The sequence below is a fragment of the Micromonospora sp. NPDC049204 genome, assembly GCF_040647935.1.
Taxonomy (GTDB): domain Bacteria; phylum Actinomycetota; class Actinomycetes; order Mycobacteriales; family Micromonosporaceae; genus Micromonospora.
Window position 1 is genome coordinate 183,949 of sequence record NZ_JBEZDC010000015.1, and the last position, 15,914, is coordinate 199,862.

Annotated in this window: 15 protein-coding genes and 1 tRNA gene; 11 read left to right on the top strand and 5 right to left on the bottom strand. The window is 70.6% G+C overall.

Annotated elements, in window-relative coordinates:
- Positions 1-116 precede the first annotated feature (116 nt).
- The 3 genes from AB0A90_RS26005 to AB0A90_RS26015 are packed head-to-tail and all read left to right on the top strand — an operon-like array spanning position 117 to position 2,922.
- The gene (locus AB0A90_RS26005; RefSeq protein ID WP_357253064.1) at positions 117-713 is read left to right on the top strand and encodes a hypothetical protein; all 597 of its coding nucleotides are present in this window, start codon (positions 117-119) and stop codon (positions 711-713) included.
- A 26-nt stretch (positions 714-739) separates the two neighbouring features.
- Complete coding sequence (locus AB0A90_RS26010) at positions 740-1,717, top strand: ArsA-related P-loop ATPase (RefSeq protein ID WP_357252996.1); 978 nt, start codon at positions 740-742, stop codon at positions 1,715-1,717.
- A gap of 56 nt (positions 1,718-1,773) precedes the next feature.
- The gene (locus AB0A90_RS26015) at positions 1,774-2,922 is read left to right on the top strand and encodes an ArsA-related P-loop ATPase (protein ID WP_357253000.1); all 1,149 of its coding nucleotides are present in this window, start codon (positions 1,774-1,776) and stop codon (positions 2,920-2,922) included.
- A gap of 6 nt (positions 2,923-2,928) precedes the next feature.
- Here AB0A90_RS26015 and AB0A90_RS26020 read toward each other — a convergent pair whose 3' ends face one another.
- Entirely contained in the window at positions 2,929-3,249 is a 321-nt protein-coding gene (locus tag AB0A90_RS26020; protein ID WP_357253003.1) for a WhiB family transcriptional regulator, read from the bottom strand.
- Between the two features lie 407 nt (positions 3,250-3,656).
- Between AB0A90_RS26020 and AB0A90_RS26025 the strand changes: the two genes are divergently transcribed.
- Entirely contained in the window at positions 3,657-6,089 is a 2,433-nt protein-coding gene (locus AB0A90_RS26025; protein ID WP_357253006.1) for a transglycosylase domain-containing protein, read from the top strand.
- A gap of 119 nt (positions 6,090-6,208) precedes the next feature.
- Here the strand turns inward: AB0A90_RS26025 and AB0A90_RS26030 are convergent, their stop codons facing one another.
- The gene (locus AB0A90_RS26030) at positions 6,209-6,664 is read right to left on the bottom strand and encodes a GatB/YqeY domain-containing protein (RefSeq protein WP_357253009.1); all 456 of its coding nucleotides are present in this window, start codon (positions 6,662-6,664) and stop codon (positions 6,209-6,211) included.
- A gap of 25 nt (positions 6,665-6,689) precedes the next feature.
- On the opposite strand from AB0A90_RS26030, the gene AB0A90_RS26035 reads away from it, so the two are divergent.
- The 3 genes from AB0A90_RS26035 to AB0A90_RS26045 all read left to right on the top strand — a co-directional run bounded on the left by AB0A90_RS26035 (position 6,690) and on the right by AB0A90_RS26045 (position 8,795).
- Positions 6,690-7,583 carry a metallophosphoesterase gene (locus AB0A90_RS26035; RefSeq protein WP_357253013.1) on the top strand — a complete coding sequence of 298 codons (894 nt, stop codon included), beginning with the start codon at positions 6,690-6,692 and terminating at the stop codon, positions 7,581-7,583.
- A gap of 105 nt (positions 7,584-7,688) precedes the next feature.
- Positions 7,689-7,765, top strand: a tRNA-Pro gene (locus AB0A90_RS26040).
- Positions 7,766-7,862: 97 nt separating this feature from the next.
- Positions 7,863-8,795, top strand: a complete 933-nt coding sequence (locus AB0A90_RS26045; protein ID WP_357253016.1) for a GNAT family N-acetyltransferase — start codon at positions 7,863-7,865, stop codon at positions 8,793-8,795.
- Positions 8,796-8,810: 15 nt separating this feature from the next.
- Here AB0A90_RS26045 and AB0A90_RS26050 read toward each other — a convergent pair whose 3' ends face one another.
- Entirely contained in the window at positions 8,811-9,725 is a 915-nt protein-coding gene (locus tag AB0A90_RS26050; protein WP_357253019.1) for a TIGR01777 family oxidoreductase, read from the bottom strand.
- Complete coding sequence (locus AB0A90_RS26055) at positions 9,722-10,480, bottom strand: DUF2071 domain-containing protein (RefSeq protein WP_357253022.1); 759 nt, start codon at positions 10,478-10,480, stop codon at positions 9,722-9,724. Before AB0A90_RS26055 ends, AB0A90_RS26050 begins: the two co-directional genes overlap by 4 nt.
- 258 nt (positions 10,481-10,738) lie before the next feature.
- Here AB0A90_RS26055 and AB0A90_RS26060 point away from each other — a divergent pair, with 258 nt between their 5' ends.
- From AB0A90_RS26060 to AB0A90_RS26070, 3 genes are all read left to right on the top strand, one after another.
- A complete protein-coding gene (locus tag AB0A90_RS26060) occupies positions 10,739-11,305 on the top strand; it encodes a SigE family RNA polymerase sigma factor (protein WP_357253025.1) in 567 nt (188 codons plus the stop codon).
- Positions 11,302-12,762: a hypothetical protein gene (locus tag AB0A90_RS26065; RefSeq protein WP_357253028.1), complete on the top strand. Its 1,461-nt coding sequence runs from the start codon at positions 11,302-11,304 to the stop codon at positions 12,760-12,762. The genes AB0A90_RS26060 and AB0A90_RS26065 overlap by 4 nt, the downstream gene beginning before the upstream one ends.
- A 110-nt stretch (positions 12,763-12,872) precedes the next feature.
- Entirely contained in the window at positions 12,873-13,697 is an 825-nt protein-coding gene (locus AB0A90_RS26070; RefSeq protein ID WP_357253031.1) for a class I SAM-dependent methyltransferase, read from the top strand.
- Positions 13,698-13,764: 67 nt separating this feature from the next.
- On the opposite strand, the gene AB0A90_RS26075 is transcribed toward AB0A90_RS26070, so the two are convergent.
- A complete protein-coding gene (locus tag AB0A90_RS26075) occupies positions 13,765-14,238 on the bottom strand; it encodes a hypothetical protein (protein ID WP_357253034.1) in 474 nt (157 codons plus the stop codon).
- 151 nt (positions 14,239-14,389) lie between these two features.
- Here AB0A90_RS26075 and AB0A90_RS26080 point away from each other — a divergent pair, with 151 nt between their 5' ends.
- Entirely contained in the window at positions 14,390-15,673 is a 1,284-nt protein-coding gene (locus tag AB0A90_RS26080) for an MFS transporter (protein WP_357253037.1), read from the top strand.
- The last annotated feature ends 241 nt before the right edge of the window (positions 15,674-15,914 follow it).

Genomic DNA, 15,914 nt, shown 5'->3' on the forward strand with positions numbered 1-15,914 from the left:
CCACCGATCAGCCCGGCGTCTCGACAGCCCCCGCCGCAGCGGCCCCCGCCGCGCCGTCCGGGCAGCTCGCGCTCCCCGCGCCGCCCGCACCGGCGGCGCTCCCCGCCGCACCGACGATCCCCGTCCAGCAGGCCTTCCCCGCGCCGACCGGTGGGGTTGAGGCGGTCGGCACACCGGCCACGACACCGACACCACCCGGTACGTCGGGTCCGTCGACCATCCCGCCACCCCCGCCGGCGTACCCGCCCTATCCCGGGACGGCCGCGCCGAAGAAGAAGCGTGGTCTGCTGATCGCGGCGGTCACACTCGTCGTGATCATGGTGCTCTGCGTGGGCGGCGGCGTGCTGGCGTTCCTGACCCTGCGCAACACCGAGACCGGCGAGGGCGCCAAGGAGCCGGCGGTCGCCGTCGACGAGTTCCTCACCGCGGTCTACAAGGATCGCGACGCGACCAAGGCGGCCACCCGCGTGTGCGCCGCCTCCCGCGACGACGGAAAGATCGCCGCGAAGGTGGCCGAGGTGCAGAAGTACGCGTCCGAGTACCAGAACCCCCGGTTCAGGTGGACCACCCCGAAGGTGGACAACCAGACCGGTGACCGGGCCACCGTCTCCACCCGGGTCACCATGACCACCGCGGACGAGAAGGTTGCCGACCAGGACCTGCGGTTCACCGTGGTACAGAAGACGGGTTGGTGGGTCTGCGAGGTCGCCTGACCGCCAGGCGTGGATAGGCTCGACGGGTGTGTGCAGCTGAGCGGCCGTTCGACCCGGCCGGTACCGGATGGTCGGCCCGCCTCCACGTGGTGACCGGCAAGGGTGGCACCGGCAAGACGAGCGTGGCGGCCGCCCTGGCCCTCGCGCTCGCCGCCGGCGGTCGGCGCACCCTGCTGGTCGAGGTCGAGGGGCGGCAGGGCATCGCCCAACTCTTCGGCATCGACCCGCTGCCGTACGAGGAGCGGCACCTCGCCGACGCGCCGGACGGCGGTGCGGTGCGCGCCCTCGCGGTGGACGCCGAGGAGGCGCTGCTCGAATACCTGGACATGTTCTACAAGCTGGGCGCGGCGGGCCGGGCGCTGCGCAAGCTCGGTGCCATCGACTTCGCCACCACCATCGCGCCGGGTCTGCGGGACGTGCTGCTCACCGGCAAGGTGAAGGAGGCCACCACCCGCACCACCGGGCAGCGGCGCGCGTACGACGCGGTGGTGCTGGACGCCCCGCCGACCGGGCGGATCGGTCGGTTCCTCAACGTCACGGCGGAGACGGCCCGGCTGGCCAAGGTGGGCCCGATCAAGACCCAGAGCGAGGGGGTCGCTGCCCTGCTGCGCTCCCCGATGACCGCGGTCCACGTGGTCACGCTGTTGGAGGAGATGCCGGTGCAGGAGACGGTGGACGCCATCGCCGACCTGACCGCCCTCGGCTTCGGCACCGGAAAGGTGATCGTCAACGGCACCCGACCGGCGCTGCCGGCCGGCCAGCCGGTCACCGCCGGGGAGCTGCGGCGAGGGCTGGTCGCCGCCGGGCTGCCGGCCGATCGGGACACCGTGGCCGGTTTGCACGACGAGGCACGTGACCAGCTCATCCGGCGCGAACTGGAAGATTCGCTCCGCGCCGACCTGGTGGAGTTGGGGCTGCCGATGGTCGAGCTGCCGTTGCTGCCCGACGGAGTGGACCGGGCGGGGCTCACGACGCTGGCCCAGGCCCTCGTCCGCGCCGATTGACTCACACCTGAGCGCAGCACGGGCGCACGGACCCACCAGCCCGATACGCTCGATTGGTGCCTTCCGAAGACGCGGCGCCGCTGCTGGACGTCGACCAGATTCTCGCCGACCCCGGCGTACGGATCGTCGTGTGCTGCGGTGCCGGCGGGGTGGGAAAGACGACCACGGCCGCGGCGCTGGCGCTGCGGGCCGCCGAGCACCACGGCCGACGCACGGTGGTGCTCACCATCGACCCGGCCCGCCGGCTGGCCCAGTCACTGGGCCTGACCGAGCTGGACAACACACCACGCCAGGTCAAGGGGATCGACGTCGAGGGCAGCGGCGGCGAGCTGCACGCCATGATGCTGGACATGAAGCGCACCTTCGACGACGTGGTGTTGCAGCACACCGATCCGGCGAAGGCCGCCGAGATCTTCGCGAACCCGTTCTACCAGGCGATGAGTTCGACCTTCGCCGGCACGCAGGAATACATGGCGATGGAGAAGCTCGGCCAGCTGCACGCCCGGGGCGAATGGGACCTGATCGTGGTGGACACCCCACCGTCCCGCTCGGCACTTGATTTCCTGGACGCACCGGCCCGGCTCTCCCGTTTCCTCGACGGCCGGATGCTGCGACTGTTGCTGGCCCCGGCGCGCAGCGGCGGACGGAGCATGTTCAGCCTGGTCACCGCCTCGTTCGGGATGTTCTCGAAGGTGGTGCAGAAGGTCCTCGGCGCGCAACTGCTCACCGACCTGTCCGGCTTCGTGGCCGCACTGGACTCGATGTTCGGCGGTTTCCGGCAGCGAGCCGAGCAGACGTACCGGATCCTGCAGGCTGGGGAGACGGCCTTCCTGCTGGTCGCGACGCCGGAGCCGGACGCGGTCCGGGAGGCTGCCTACTTCGCGGGCCGCCTGCGGGAGGAGCGGATGCCACTGGCCGGCCTGGTGCTCAATCGGGTGCACCGACTCGCGGCACCGGAGTTGGACGCCGAGCAGAGCCGGGTCGCCGCCGAGCGGCTGACCGACCTGGGTGGGCACGAGGCCACCGCCGACGTGCTGCGGGCGCACGCGGCGCTGGCTCGCCAGGCGGTACGCGAGCAGCAGGTGGCCGCGCGGTTCACCGAGGCGTTCCCGGCGGTGCCGACGGTGTCGGTGACGGCACAGCCCGCCGACGTGCACGACGTCGACGGGCTGCGGACGATCGGCGCGGCGATCAGCCGGCCGTGACCGTCGTCAGTTGGTCGCACTGACGAGGATCTTGTCCTTTCCGGCCTTTTCCTTGCTGTTCTTCTTCATCGCGGCCTCGAACATCTTGCGCCAGCTCGTCACCTGCGGGTGTCGACGCAGCAGTGCCCGCCGTTCGCGTTCGGTCATGCCGCCCCACACACCGAACTCGATCCGGTTGTCCAACGCGTCGGCCAGGCACTCGTACCGAACAGGGCAGCTCCGGCAGATCCGCTTCGCCACGTTCTGTTCGGCGCCCTGTACGAACAACGCGTCCGGGTCCCCGTTCTGACACGCCGCCAGCGACGGCCAGTCAGTGATCATGCCCATGTGTACACGTCCCCCCTTGCAGTACCTACCGACCTCGTCGATGCACGCCAGCCGGCAATTCCCCCCGATCGCCCGGCTCGCCTTCCCCAAGGCGGCACGGACGACATGTGGCGCTGTCGCCGCCCCCATCATGCTCTGTAGTCGACTGATTACGCAACGTTGTCGACGAAATCCATCATTCCGGACACTCCCGGCTTCCCGGGCCTTCGACCGCCGGTTACCCCGCCGAGGTCGGCGATAACGCTGCGCCACCTCCGGAAATTGGAGGAGACTCGCGCCGGGCTACACGCAACCAGGCACCGGGGGTCGTGCGTTTAGCACAACGAGGGCAGCGCGTGCAGGAAATGGGGAAAGAATGCCCAGGCGCCCCTCGTTCCCTACTCGCGTACCATGCCGAGGTGACCTGGATGCGGAAACGTGACCACAATGTGCTGACCAACGCCGCATCGCTGCTGGTGTGCGGCCTGCTGGCCGGCGTGGTGGTCGCTGCGGCGGCCTTCCCCGCGGTGGCGATGTCCGGCTTGGCCGCGAAGGCCGGCGCCGAGACGTTCGGCGCCCTGCCCACAGAGCTGACGGTGGCCCGCGCGCCACAGATCAGCTATCTGCTGGCGTCGGACGGCAAGACACCGCTCGCGACCATGTACGACGAGAACCGGCGCGACGTGAAGCTCGCCGACATCTCTCCGTACATGCAGAAGGCCATCATCGCGGCCGAGGACCACGACTTCTACAAGCACAACGGCGTCGACATCAACGGTGTCGCCCGCGCGTTCGTCAACAACCAGGGCGACGGCGGCCGGCAGGGCGCCTCGACGCTGACCATGCAGTACGTCCGGCTGGCCATCGCCTACTCGGCCACCCACCCGGCCGACGTCGTCGCGGCCACCGAGGACACCAGCGCCCGCAAGCTTCGCGAGATGCGGCTGGCCCTCCAGGTCGACAAGGAATTCTCCAAGGACGAGATCCTCACCCGCTACCTCAACCTCGCCTCGTTCGGCAACGGCGCGTACGGCATCTACGCCGCCAGCCAGGTCTACTTCGGTAAGCCGCCGAGCAAGCTCAAGATCGAGGAGGCGGCGCTGCTGGCCGGCATGGTGAAGGCGCCCACCACGAACGACCCGACCACCGAGGCGGGTTACCCGCTCGCCAAGGACCGGCGCGACTACGTCATCCAGAACATGGTCGACATCAAGGCCATCACCCAGCCGGAGGCCGACGCCGCCAAGGCCATCGAGCTCAAGGTGCTGGACAAGCGCACCCCGAACGGCTGCGTCGCCGCGAACGTCAACAGCTGGGGCTTCTTCTGCGACTACTTCTACCGCTGGTGGATGGGGCAGGAGACGTTCGGTTCGACCACGTACGACCGGGAGCGGCGGCTCAAGAGCGGCGGCTACACGGTGGTGACCTCCATCGACGTGCAGGCGCAGAGGGGCGCCGACAAGGCGGTCCGCAGGGCCAAGAGCGAGAACAGCAAGGAAGCGGCAATGGTCGCGGTGGTCGAGCCCGGCTCCGGCCGGGTCCGGGCGCTCGCGGTCAACCGACAGTTCAAGCTGGACGACCCGAAGAACCCGAAGAACAAGATCTCCAGCGATCCGGCGAAGAGCAGGAAGGGCATCCGGGGCAACTATCCGGCGACGGTCAACCCGCTGCTCACCGGTGGTAACGGCATCACCGGCTACCAGGCCGGCTCGACCTTCAAGATCTTCACCATCGTGGCGGCGCTCGAGAAGGGCATCCCGCTCAGCTACACGATCAACGCGCCGCAGAAGTTCGAGTCGGAGTACATCGTCGAGCGGGGCAGCGACGCCGCCTGTCCGGGCACCAACAAGTACTGCCCGACCAACTCCGGCCTGAAAGCCGGTGGTGTGCAGAACATGTGGAGCGCGTTCGCCCAGTCGATCAACACCTACTTCGTCCCGCTCCAGCAACAGGTGGGGGCGGAGAACGTGGTGGACGCCGCCAAGCGGCTCGGCATCAACTTCGGGGTCAGCAAGGAAAACGACTGGGCCAATGACAAGGCAGCCGCCCACGACTGGGGGGCATTCACCCTGGGTGTCTCGTCCGTCACCCCGCTTGACCTGGCCAACTCGTACGCCACGCTCGCCGCTGACGGCAAGTACTGCGAGCCGATCCCGGTGCAGGAGATCAAGGACCCGGACGGTAACAAACTGGACATCGCCAACCCGCGCTGTGAGAAGCGGTTCAGCACCGAGGTGGCCCGAGCCGCCGTGGACGCCGCCCGCTGCCCGGTCGGCGACAACTCCAGCACCAGCAAGTGCGGTAGCAGCCGCACCGCCGCCGTCGTGAAGGGCATCGTCGACGCGCCGGTGGCCGGCAAGTCCGGCACCACCGACTCGGAAAAGACCGCCGCCCTGGTCGCGATGACCAAGCAGTACGCGGTGGCCGGCATCATGGCCGACCCGGACTGGCCGCAGACGAACGTCAGGATGCTGCACAAGGAAAAGAACGGCATCAACCCGCCGGTGTACGAGACGCTGCGGGACGCCATGATTGGCAAGGACCGCATCCAGTTCGAGCCGCCGGGCCAGAAGATCTCCGAGGGTGACCAGAAGAGCATCCCCGGCGTGAGCTGCATTTCGGTGGATCAGGCGAAGTCCCGGCTCAAGGATGCGGGCTTCGAGCCGGTGGTCTCCGACACCAAGGTGAAGTCGTCCTGTCCTCCGAACACCGTCCACGGCACCAGCCCGGACGGGCGCACCATCAAGGGCGGCGTGGTCACCATCCAGGTCAGCAACGGTGGCGGCGGCGCCACGCCGGGCACCCCCGGTGGCGGCCAACCCGGCAACACCGGTCGACCCGGCGGCCGCCCCGGCGGCTGAGCCGACGATCAGGACACGACGGGCGGGCACCCACCACGGGTGCCCGCCCGTTTCCGTCTGTCCGGGACCACCGCCTACCCGTCCACGCTCCGGAGAGCGCAGACCGGGATGCCGGTGGATCAGAGGCCGAGCTGTCGGCGTACCTCGGCGGCCACCCGACCACCCTCGGCCTGGCCCGCCACCGCGGCCTGGGCCGCCTTCATGGCCGGGCCCATCTGGGCCTTCCCGGTGAAGCCGCCCGCGGCGAGCGCCCCCGACACCAGCTCGGCCAGGTCGGCGTCGGAGAGCTGCCGGGGCAGGTAGCGGTCCAGCACCTCACCCTCGGCGGTCTCCTTCGCGGCCTGCTCGGCGCGGCCGGCGTCGGCGAAGGCGGTGGCCGCCTCCCGGCGCTTCTTGGCCTCCTTGGTCAACACGGCGAGCACCTCGTCATCGGTGAGCTCGCGCTTGGCCTTGCCGGCGACCTCGGCGGTGCCGACGGCGGCCAGGGCCATCCGCAGCGTGGAGGTGGTCAGCTCGTCGCGCGCCTTGAGCGCGGAACGCATGTCGGCGGTGAGGCGGTCCTTCAGCGTGCTCATGGACGGTCAAACTACCCTGAACGCCATGCGAAAGCGCACACTATTCCGGCTTGCCGCCGGAACCGCCACGGTCGGCGCGGCCACCCTCGCGTACGCGTCGCTCATCGAGCGCAACATGTTCACCCTCCGGCGGTACGACGTGCCGGTGCTGCCGGCCGACGCGGAGCCGCTGCGGGTCCTGCACCTGTCGGACCTGCACATGATGCCCGACCAGGCGCGCAAGCAGCGGTGGGTGGCGTCGCTGGCCGCCCTCGACCCCGACCTGGTGGTGGTGACCGGCGACAACATGGCCCACCCGGGCGCGGTGCCCGGAGTGCTGCGGGCTTTGCAGCCGCTGCTGGACTACCCGGGAGCGTTCGTGTTCGGCTCCAACGACTACACCGGGCCGGTCCTGAAGAACCCGTTCACCTACTTCCTGCCTGACCGGGAGTACACCGAGGGCGTCGAGTTGCCCTACGAGGAGCTGCGGCAGGTGTTCACCGGCGCCGGCTGGGCGGATCTCAACAACGCCCGGACCACGCTGAAGGCCGGCGGCCGGCAGCTCGACCTGGTCGGCGTGGACGACCCCCACATCGAGCGGGACGACTACCCCACCGTGGCCGGCGCGGTCTCGTCCTCGGCGGACCTGTCCATCGCGCTGTCGCACTCCCCGGAGCCGCGGGTGCTCGACCAGATGGCCGCGGACGGCTTCGGGCTGCTGCTCGCCGGGCACACCCACGGCGGTCAGGTCTGCGTACCGGGCTACGGAGCGCTGGTCACCAACTGCGGCCTGCCCCGGTCGATGGCGCGTGGCCTGCACCGCTGGCCCGGTTCGGACTCCTGGCTGCACGTCTCCGCCGGTCTCGGCACCCACCCGACCGCCCCGGTCCGCTTCGCCTGCCCCCCGGAGGCCAGCATCCTCACCCTCATCCCCCGCTGAGCGGCTCCTTCCCGCCCGCCTGTCGATGGTCGGGGGCGGGGCCGGGCGGCGGGGGTACCGAGTTTGACCATCCGGGCGGGTGGGCTACTATTTGTCGGCACGCCTCGGGGTGTGGCGCAGCTTGGTAGCGCGCTTCGTTCGGGACGAAGAGGTCGTCGGTTCGAATCCGGCCACCCCGACCAGAGGCCAGAAGGCCAGGTGAGATCGACTCTCACCTGGCCTTCTGTCATTCCCCCGGCGCGCACGAATGATGGTGCTGCGCTTCGCTAGCCTCTGCACGTGATCTCCTACCGCGCTACCGCCCCCGCGGACCTCGACCGCGTGACCCCGTGGATCGTGACCGAGCCCGTTGGGTGGATCCCCGCCGACCGTTACCTGGCCGAACTGGCCGAAGGCATGTACCGGCCGGAATGGACATGGATCGCCGAGCACGACGGCCAGGTCGTGGGACGGGCATTGTGGTGGGGGCCGAAGGGCAGCCCGCATCCGGTCGCGCTCGACTGCCTCGACGTGGATCCAGCGGTGGGAGACCGTGCCGCCGTCGCCGCCGAGCTGATCAGGGCGGCGCTGGCCGGGTTCCCGGAGCCGGTGGAGTACATGATCAAGGTCACCGGTGGCTGGCGTGACGATCCGGCCATTTTGGCGGCCGTGGAGTGGCGGCGGGCGGCGGCGCATGCGGCGGGCCTCACCCGCGAGGTGGAGCGGCTGCAGTTCGAGTGGGCACCCGCCGACGGGGTGCCCCCCGCGGCCGGCCGGCTGCAGTTCCGCGCGGCCTCCGACGAGGAGTTCCTCGCGGTGTTCAGGAGAATCGCCGAGGGCAGCCTGGATGCCCGGACCCGTGCGAACCTGGCCGCCAAGGGCGTGGACGCCACCGCGCGCGAGGACTTGGACTTCTATCTCGGGGCGCCGGGCAAGCGGGAATGGTGGCGGATCGCCTACACCGGCGAGGGCGAGGTGGCGGGCTTGGCGATTCCCTCCGCGACCCCGTACAACGTGAACGTCGGCTATCTCGGGGTGGTGCCGGAGTTCCGCGGGCGCGGCTACGTGGACGAGGTGCTCGCCGAGATCACCCGCCTGCACGCGACCAACGGGGAGTCGCGCATCACCGCCACCACCGACATGGGCAACGCGCCGATGGCGGCCGCTTTCGGTCGCGCCGGTTACCGCAACACGGAGATCCGGATCAACCTGTCCAACGACGTCCAGCCCTAGACGAGGAGAGGCCGGTCATCGGCGGGCCGCTCCGCTGAGCAGGTCGGTGACCGCGGGTCCCAACTCTGGGTGGGTGAACTCGAAGCCGGCATCGCGCAGCCGGTTCGGGACGCACCGACGGCCGGTCAACACCAACAGCGGATCGGCGCGCAGGAACACCGATCCGACCCGGACCAGAGGCGCAGGGGTGGGAACACCGACGGTACGACCCATCGCCCGGCGGAGCGCGGCCATGAGATCGCTGTTGCGTACGGGGTTGGGGGAGGTCGCATGCACGATGCCCGACAGCGTGGGGTCGTCCGTGCAGTGGCGCACGATCGCGCACAGGTCGTCGATGTGCAACCAACTGATCCACTGTCGGCCGCTGCCCATGCGGCCACCGAGACCCCACCGTACGAATCCGGTCAGTCGATCGAAGGCCGGGGTGTCGCGGTCGAACACGATGCTCGTACGCAGCGTGACGTGGCGCGCCGCGGTGATCTCCGCCGCGGCCTCTTCCCACGCCCGAGCGACACCGGCCATCTGCGGTGGATCGCTGGCGGGCGGGGCCGACTCGTCGAGCACCGCCTCGCCGGCATCGCCGTAGATGGCCAGCGTGCTCATCTGTACGAGCACCCGCAACGGCCGGTCCAGACCGGTGCATGCATGGGCGAGCGCCCGGGTGGGTTCCGTCCGGGAACGTGTGAGCAACACGACGTTGGCCGGTGTCGGCCGCCGGAACACCAGTTCGCCGCAAAGGTTCACCAGGGCGGCGTCGGACAGTTCGGATGCCCAGGGGCCGACGGTCCGACCGTCCCAGTACACCTGCCGGCCCCACCGGACCCGTGTTGCCGAACGGCTCAGCACCACCACGTCGTCGCCGCGAGCGGTCAGGTCGCGGGCGATCCGTTGCCCGAGCGCCCCGGAACCGCCGGCGAGGACGACCTTCACCGGCTGCGAGTGGCGACCGGGCCACCGGTGGGCCGCACCGCCATCGGCGGCAGCGGATTCCACGTGGCGGGGACGTTGCGCATCAGCAGCCCGCAGTCGGGTATCGCGGATCCCGGAGGGAACCGGACCGGGTCGTCGAAGAACGTGGACTGCACCGAGGCCAGGTCCACCGGCGTGACCTGCCAGCCCCGGGTGAGCAGCTCCACTCCGTCGAGGTGGCTCGGATCGGGGGTGGTCGAGAAGCCGGTGGCACCGCGCCGGAAGAACTCCGAGGCCTGGTCGACGTCGTCGAACAGGTGGCTGCCCGACAGGGCGGCTGCCACGCGGACGTGGACACCGACGCGTACCTTGTCGACCGGATCGGCGAGGGCGATCCGCAGCTCGTCCGCGCTCTCTCTGACGTCGAAGCGGCTGAGGTGGTGCCGCCCCGGAAAGAGCCTGCCGCCGACCCAGGAGTTGAGCCGGGAACCGGTGTCACGGCGTGGGATGTAGACGCCCTGTGCGACGCCGTCAGGTGTGTCCCACTCAACCGCGATCCGGTGCGCGCCATTCTCGCTACGCAGGCCGAAGGGTGCGGGCACGGAGGGGAGACGGACTCCGCTCAACCGGATCAGGCAGATGCCGGACACGGCCCAGCCGTTGACGACCTGCGGTCGCAGCGGGGCGGGCAGCAGCCGCGCGGTGACCTCCGGTTCCGTGCGGTAGTTCACGAGGAGGCGGCGCTGGACGACGCTCACCAATCGGGGGGCTCTCATCTGGCCGCCTTCCGTGGTCCCGCGTGCCGGAACACCTTGCTCCGGCGCGCCGCTGACATGCCGGGGTAACACCTGGTCGGGCGCACGCACTCGACCGAGTTGAGCAGTCGCTCAAACTGAAGCTTACGACGCCGGTGTCAGGTGCGCGAGAGGTGATGGTCGTCGTTGCCCGCGTCGTGTGCGGATTGCCACCCGCGGGCCTTCAACCTTCACGGCCCCACCAGAGTCGTGCTGGGTAACCAATCGAGGCGGGGGCTTATGGCAGTTGACGACGAGCATTTTCGCGAGTTCGTCGAGACGCGCTACATGGATCTCTTGCGCGTGGCGTACCACCTCACCGGGTCGGCGCAGGATGCCGAGGATCTGGTGCAGACGGCGCTGGTGAAGGTGATGCGTCGATGGCGTCGGATCGACGATCCGATGGCGTACCTGCGACGGGTCATGATCAACCACCACATCAGCAGTTGGCGTCGCCACCGGGTGCACGAGGTGGTGACGTCGTTCCTGCCGGACCGGTCCGGTCGGGACATGACGGAGGCGGTGACGGAACGGCACGCCCTGTACGAGGCGATGCGGGAGCTGACGCCCCGAACCCGGGCCGTGATCGTGCTCCGGTACGTGGTCGACCTGCCGGAAGCGGCGGTCGCGGCCACTCTGGGCTGCTCCGTGGGGTCGGTCAAGAGCCGCGCGTCGAGAGGTCTGGCTCGCCTGCGCCTGGCACTGGCGTCGGAAACATCGACGCCGAACCCGTTGCCAACGACGACCTCAGCGGCAACCGATCCAGCACCGACCGGGACGACGACGATGACGGGGGTAACACCATGACTGCCGACGGGGAAGTGGGTCGGGCGCTGGCCGAGCTGAGCAGGGCACTGACTCCACAGCCGGATCCGTACGGTCGGGCCAGGGCGCGTTACCGACGGGACCGGCAGCGCCGCCTCGGCGGACTGGCCCTCGCTCTGGTGCTCTCCCTGGGCGGAACCGCCTTCGCGATCGCCGACCCGGGCCGGACCACCCCACCACCACCCGCGGACGCGACGGAGTCCAACGCGCCCGTGCTGGCCTGGTCGAACAAGCTCCTCCAGTCGCCACCGCGCGGCGTCGTCGGCCAGGACAGCGGCTACGTCCGCCAGCTCTCCGAACTCCTGTTGGCCGCGCAGCGCCGAGGAGACTTTCCCCGCCTGAGGGTGCCGTTGACCGCGGTGAAGGTGCTGTTCGTCGACGACGTCGGCGGCCAGCGGATCGCCCTCGCCGCCTTCGTCCGCGACCAGCCCGATCCGGGCACCGGCTGGCCGAGCGCCGCGATCTGGCTGGCCGCCGAGGAGGGTGCCAGCGCCGAGAAGCTGACCAGCACCAACGCCGATCGGGGCGTCGGCGACGGGCTGGAACCCTACGAGAGCCGCGCCGTGGAAGACCCCTCCGGCCCGGGAAAGCTCATCCACGTGGCGATCGCACCCGCCGGGTGTGTCTTCCTCACCTCACCGTTGCCCAACGGCAGGGCGTTCCAGTGGGCGCCGGAGCCGACCGGGTCGTACCTGATCCGCACCCCGAAGACCCAGCGGCCCGAGTGGTGGCGGGTCGACTGCGGCGGGGTGACGCGCAAGATCACCGCGGGACCGGGTTCGCTGGCGTCGGAGCCGATCACCGACGCGCAGCTCGCGACCGCGATGTCCCGCGTACGCGGCAGTGTCCCGGAACCGAGGGCCCGACTGTTGGTGTCGCAGTACGCCCAGTCGTCGGGATACCAACTGACCGCCCTGCCGAGCGTGGTGTGGGGCGGGCACGCCGCTCACCTCCCCGTGCGTTCCGACGACGGCGCGCCGCCCACCGGCGGGCCCTCGGTGGAGAGCGGCAAGACGATGATCGTTGCTGCTCCCGCAGCCGGCGGCGGCTGGCTCGGCGAGGTGAACATCGACCTCGATCAACCACGGCCCAACGGCGTGGTCGGCACCGGCACCTCCTTCAGCGTCGCAGCGGACCCGACCGACCCCGCAGGCGTCCTGGCGGTGTCGATCGACAACGGCGTCATCGGCGAAGGAGCCCAACGGTCCCTGCTCGTGGTGACGCCTGCGGCAGCCACCCAGGTACGGGTGGCGCAGAACGGGCGCGAGGTGGCGACGGCCGCGGTGAGCGGCTCCGGGGCGGTGGTGCCCGTGCACCCCGCCATGACGGACCTCGTCGTCGAGGCGCTCGACGCGTCCGGCCGGACGCTCGCCACCGGTCAGGTGGCCACCGACGGTGCGCCGTCGACACTTGAGACGGACACCTGGAACCAGGACTGATCGTGACGCTGCCTGCGGAAACCGCCGCCAACATAGGTACTTCAGCCGATCCCCAGAGGCGGTGGGTCACCTAGCGTCAAGGGCACCACTACCGTCCGAGGGGGACGCCCATGAGCACCGCACTCGACTTCGACGCCGTGAAGACACGCCAGCAGGTGACGTGGGCCAGCGGCGACTACGGCGCGGTCGCCGCACTCATCCATCCGATCTCCGAATTGCTGGTGACGGCGGCCGACCTGTCGGCCGGTGCCCGCGTGCTGGACGTCGCGACCGGCTCCGGCAACGCCGCCATCGCCGCCGCCCGCTGCGGCTGCGTCGTGACCGGCGTCGACTACGTACCCGAGTTGTTGGAACGGGGCCGTCAGCGGGCGGCGGCCGAACGGCTCGCGGTCACCTTCGTGACCGGGGACGCGGAGCGCCTGACGCACCCCGACGGGTCGTTCGACGCGGTGCTCTCCGTCGTGGGCGTGATGTTCGCCCCGGACCAGCAGCGGGCGGCGGCCGAGCTGGTCCGGGTCTGCCGCCCCGGCGGCACGGTGGCGCTGGTCTCGTGGACGCCGCAGGGGTTCATCGGCGAGTTGTTCCGCACGGTGGCCCGGCATGTGCCCCCGCCACCGGGACTGCGCCCGCCCGTCGAGTGGGGCGACGAGGCCCGGGTCCGCGAGCTGCTCGGCGAGGCCGTGGGCGACCTGCGGGCGGTACGCCGGGAGTTCGTCTTCCGCTTCGGCACACCCGAGGAGTTCGCCAACTTCTTCCGGGCGAACTACGGGCCCACGCTCAAGGCGTTCGAGGCGCTGCCCGAGGAACGGCGACCGCACCTGCACGCCGACCTGGTCGAGCTGGCGCGTACGCACAACCGGGCCACCGACGGCACGGTACGGATCCCGGCCGAGTACCTGGAGGTCGTGGCGCAACGGCTCACCAACTCCAACTGACACGACAACTGCCGGCCCCTGCCGTACGCCACCGGGGCGGCCACCACAGAGGTGGCCGCCCCGCCGGTCAGTCCTGTCGTTCGGTGCGCTCGATCTCGGCGAACGCGGCGGCCAGGTAGTCGTCGAACGACACGCCTGTCGTCGCCAACAGGTCGGCCACCAGGAGCGGTGCATGCCGGGCCAGCGCCGACGCGTCCGGACGGGACTCGTCGCCCTCGGGGTCGTACACGCCGAGCGCGCCGGCGAGCAGCACGAGCACCACGTGCGGGTCCACGTCCGACCGCCACCGCGTCGCGCTCTGCACGCATCGGGTCAACACCTGGCGGATGTCGTCGCCGGTCAGCCCCTCCGGATGGCTCTCCTCCAGCAGCAGCCGGACCACCGCGCCGAGCACCAGGCCGGATCGCTCGTCGGCGGCGAGGCCACCGACCGCCTCGTCGTACGCCTGACCGTCGCGCGCCTGCGCGGCGGCGACGGCCGCGGTGGCGGTCACCGCGATGGCGCGGGCGGTAGCGGGCAGGTGTCGCCAGGTGCCGGTCATCGAGCCAGCATCGCAGACCCGGGGGACAACGACCGACCGCCACCGAGACCAGTGGATCATCGTGGGATTGGTCACCCGAGGACACCAGCGAGGGCGGAGCGCGGCCGAAACGGTTCGCGCGGTGTCACACCTGGGGATCAGAATGCCGGACATGCTGCGTCGTGCCCTGCCCCGCCGAGCGGACGCCCGCCGGATCATGCTCGGCACTCTGCTGTCGGCGATCGGGCGCGGTCTGACCCTGCCGTTCCTGTTCATCTACCTGACCGACGTACGCGGGCTCACCGACGCCCGCGCCGGGCTCGTGATCGGCTGGTACGGCGCGGTCACCCTGGCGCTGTCACCGCTGGGCGGGACGCTCATCGACCGGTTCGGCGCCCGCTGGGTGGTGGTGCCCTGCCTGGTGCTGGAGGCGATCGGCACGGGCTCGCTCGCGCTGGTCCACTCGACCGGTTCGGCCCTGCTGGTGATGACGGTGATCGCCATCGGCAGCTCGGCGATCTGGTCCGGGCAGAACACGATCCTCGCGTCGTTGACCGACGACGACGAGCGGCAACGCGTGTTCGGGCTGAACTTCGCCCTGCTCAACCTCGGTATCGGCGTCGGCGGCATGACCTCCGGCGCGATCGTCGACACCGCCCGACCCGGCACCTTCCAGGCGATCTACCTACTGGACGCGGTGACGTACCTGCTGCCGGCGCTGATCCTGCTCACCCTGCCCAGCGTGGGCCACCGACTCGGCAACCGTCGAGGGGTCGACGATCCGTCGCCCGGCGGCTACCTGACCGTGCTGCGGGACCGCCCGTTCCGGCGGCTGGTGATCTTCGGGCTGGTCCTCACCACCTGCGGGTACGCGCAGATCGAGGTGGGCTTCGCCGCGTACGCCGTGCGGGTGGTCGAGGTGAACCCCCGCGTGGTGGCCTGGGCGCTCGCGGCCAACACCGTGATGATCGTGCTCGCGCAACTGCTGGTGATCCGCCGGATCGAGGGGCGCAGCCGTACCCGGGCACTGGCGGTGGTGGGGGCGGTGTTCGCCGCCGCCTGGTTGGTCCTCGGTGCGGCCGGCCTGGTCACCGGGGAGAGCGCCGTGTTGGCTGCCCTGTGCGTGGTGGCCTGCTCGGCGATCTTCGGCTTCGGTGAGACGATGCTGTCGCCGGTGATGCCCGCCCTGACGAACGCCCTGGCGACGGACGAGCTTCGTGGTCGGTACAACGCGATGAGTTCGATGATCTTCGGAATCAGCGGTGTGATCGGCCCGGTGACCGCGGGACCGCTCATCGCCGCCGCCGACGGCAGGGTCTGGGTGGCGACGGTGGTCGGCGGTTGCCTGGTCGCCTCGTTGATCGCGCTCTCCCTGCGCCGACTGCTCACCGCGGAGCAGGACGGCCGCGCGACAGCCGCCGCGGTGTCTCCCGGCCCGACCCCCGTCGCCGCCTGACCCGCACACCCCCACGCCTCACGCCCTGCCCTGCCCCGCGCCGCCCTGCCCCGCGCCGCCCTGCCCCGCGCCGCCCGCACCGCCGCGCCGCCCCGCACCACCGCGCCGCCCCAAGATCGTGCTGGATCCGGGATGTAGTGGCCTCATCACGCCTCGATGCCACTACATCCATGTTCGAGCGCGATCTTGCGCGCGGCGCGCGGCGCGCGACGCGGGGCGCGGGGCGCGGCGGGGCGCGGGG

What these genes read in the sequence shown, in the direction of transcription:
- AB0A90_RS26075 (WP_357253034.1), bottom strand. Translation starts at nt 14,238, where the DNA reads ATGACCGGCACCTGGCGACACCTGCCCGCTACCGCCCGCGCCATCGCG.
- AB0A90_RS26080 (WP_357253037.1), top strand. Translation starts at nt 14,390, where the DNA reads ATGCTGCGTCGTGCCCTGCCCCGCCGAGCGGACGCCCGCCGGATCATG.
- AB0A90_RS26025 (WP_357253006.1), top strand. Translation starts at nt 3,657, where the DNA reads ATGCGGAAACGTGACCACAATGTGCTGACCAACGCCGCATCGCTGCTG.
- AB0A90_RS26065 (WP_357253028.1), top strand. Translation starts at nt 11,302, where the DNA reads ATGACTGCCGACGGGGAAGTGGGTCGGGCGCTGGCCGAGCTGAGCAGG.
- AB0A90_RS26060 (WP_357253025.1), top strand. Translation starts at nt 10,739, where the DNA reads ATGGCAGTTGACGACGAGCATTTTCGCGAGTTCGTCGAGACGCGCTAC.
- AB0A90_RS26055 (WP_357253022.1), bottom strand. Translation starts at nt 10,480, where the DNA reads ATGAGAGCCCCCCGATTGGTGAGCGTCGTCCAGCGCCGCCTCCTCGTG.
- AB0A90_RS26035 (WP_357253013.1), top strand. Translation starts at nt 6,690, where the DNA reads ATGCGAAAGCGCACACTATTCCGGCTTGCCGCCGGAACCGCCACGGTC.
- AB0A90_RS26070 (WP_357253031.1), top strand. Translation starts at nt 12,873, where the DNA reads ATGAGCACCGCACTCGACTTCGACGCCGTGAAGACACGCCAGCAGGTG.
- AB0A90_RS26020 (WP_357253003.1), bottom strand. Translation starts at nt 3,249, where the DNA reads ATGGGCATGATCACTGACTGGCCGTCGCTGGCGGCGTGTCAGAACGGG.
- AB0A90_RS26030 (WP_357253009.1), bottom strand. Translation starts at nt 6,664, where the DNA reads ATGAGCACGCTGAAGGACCGCCTCACCGCCGACATGCGTTCCGCGCTC.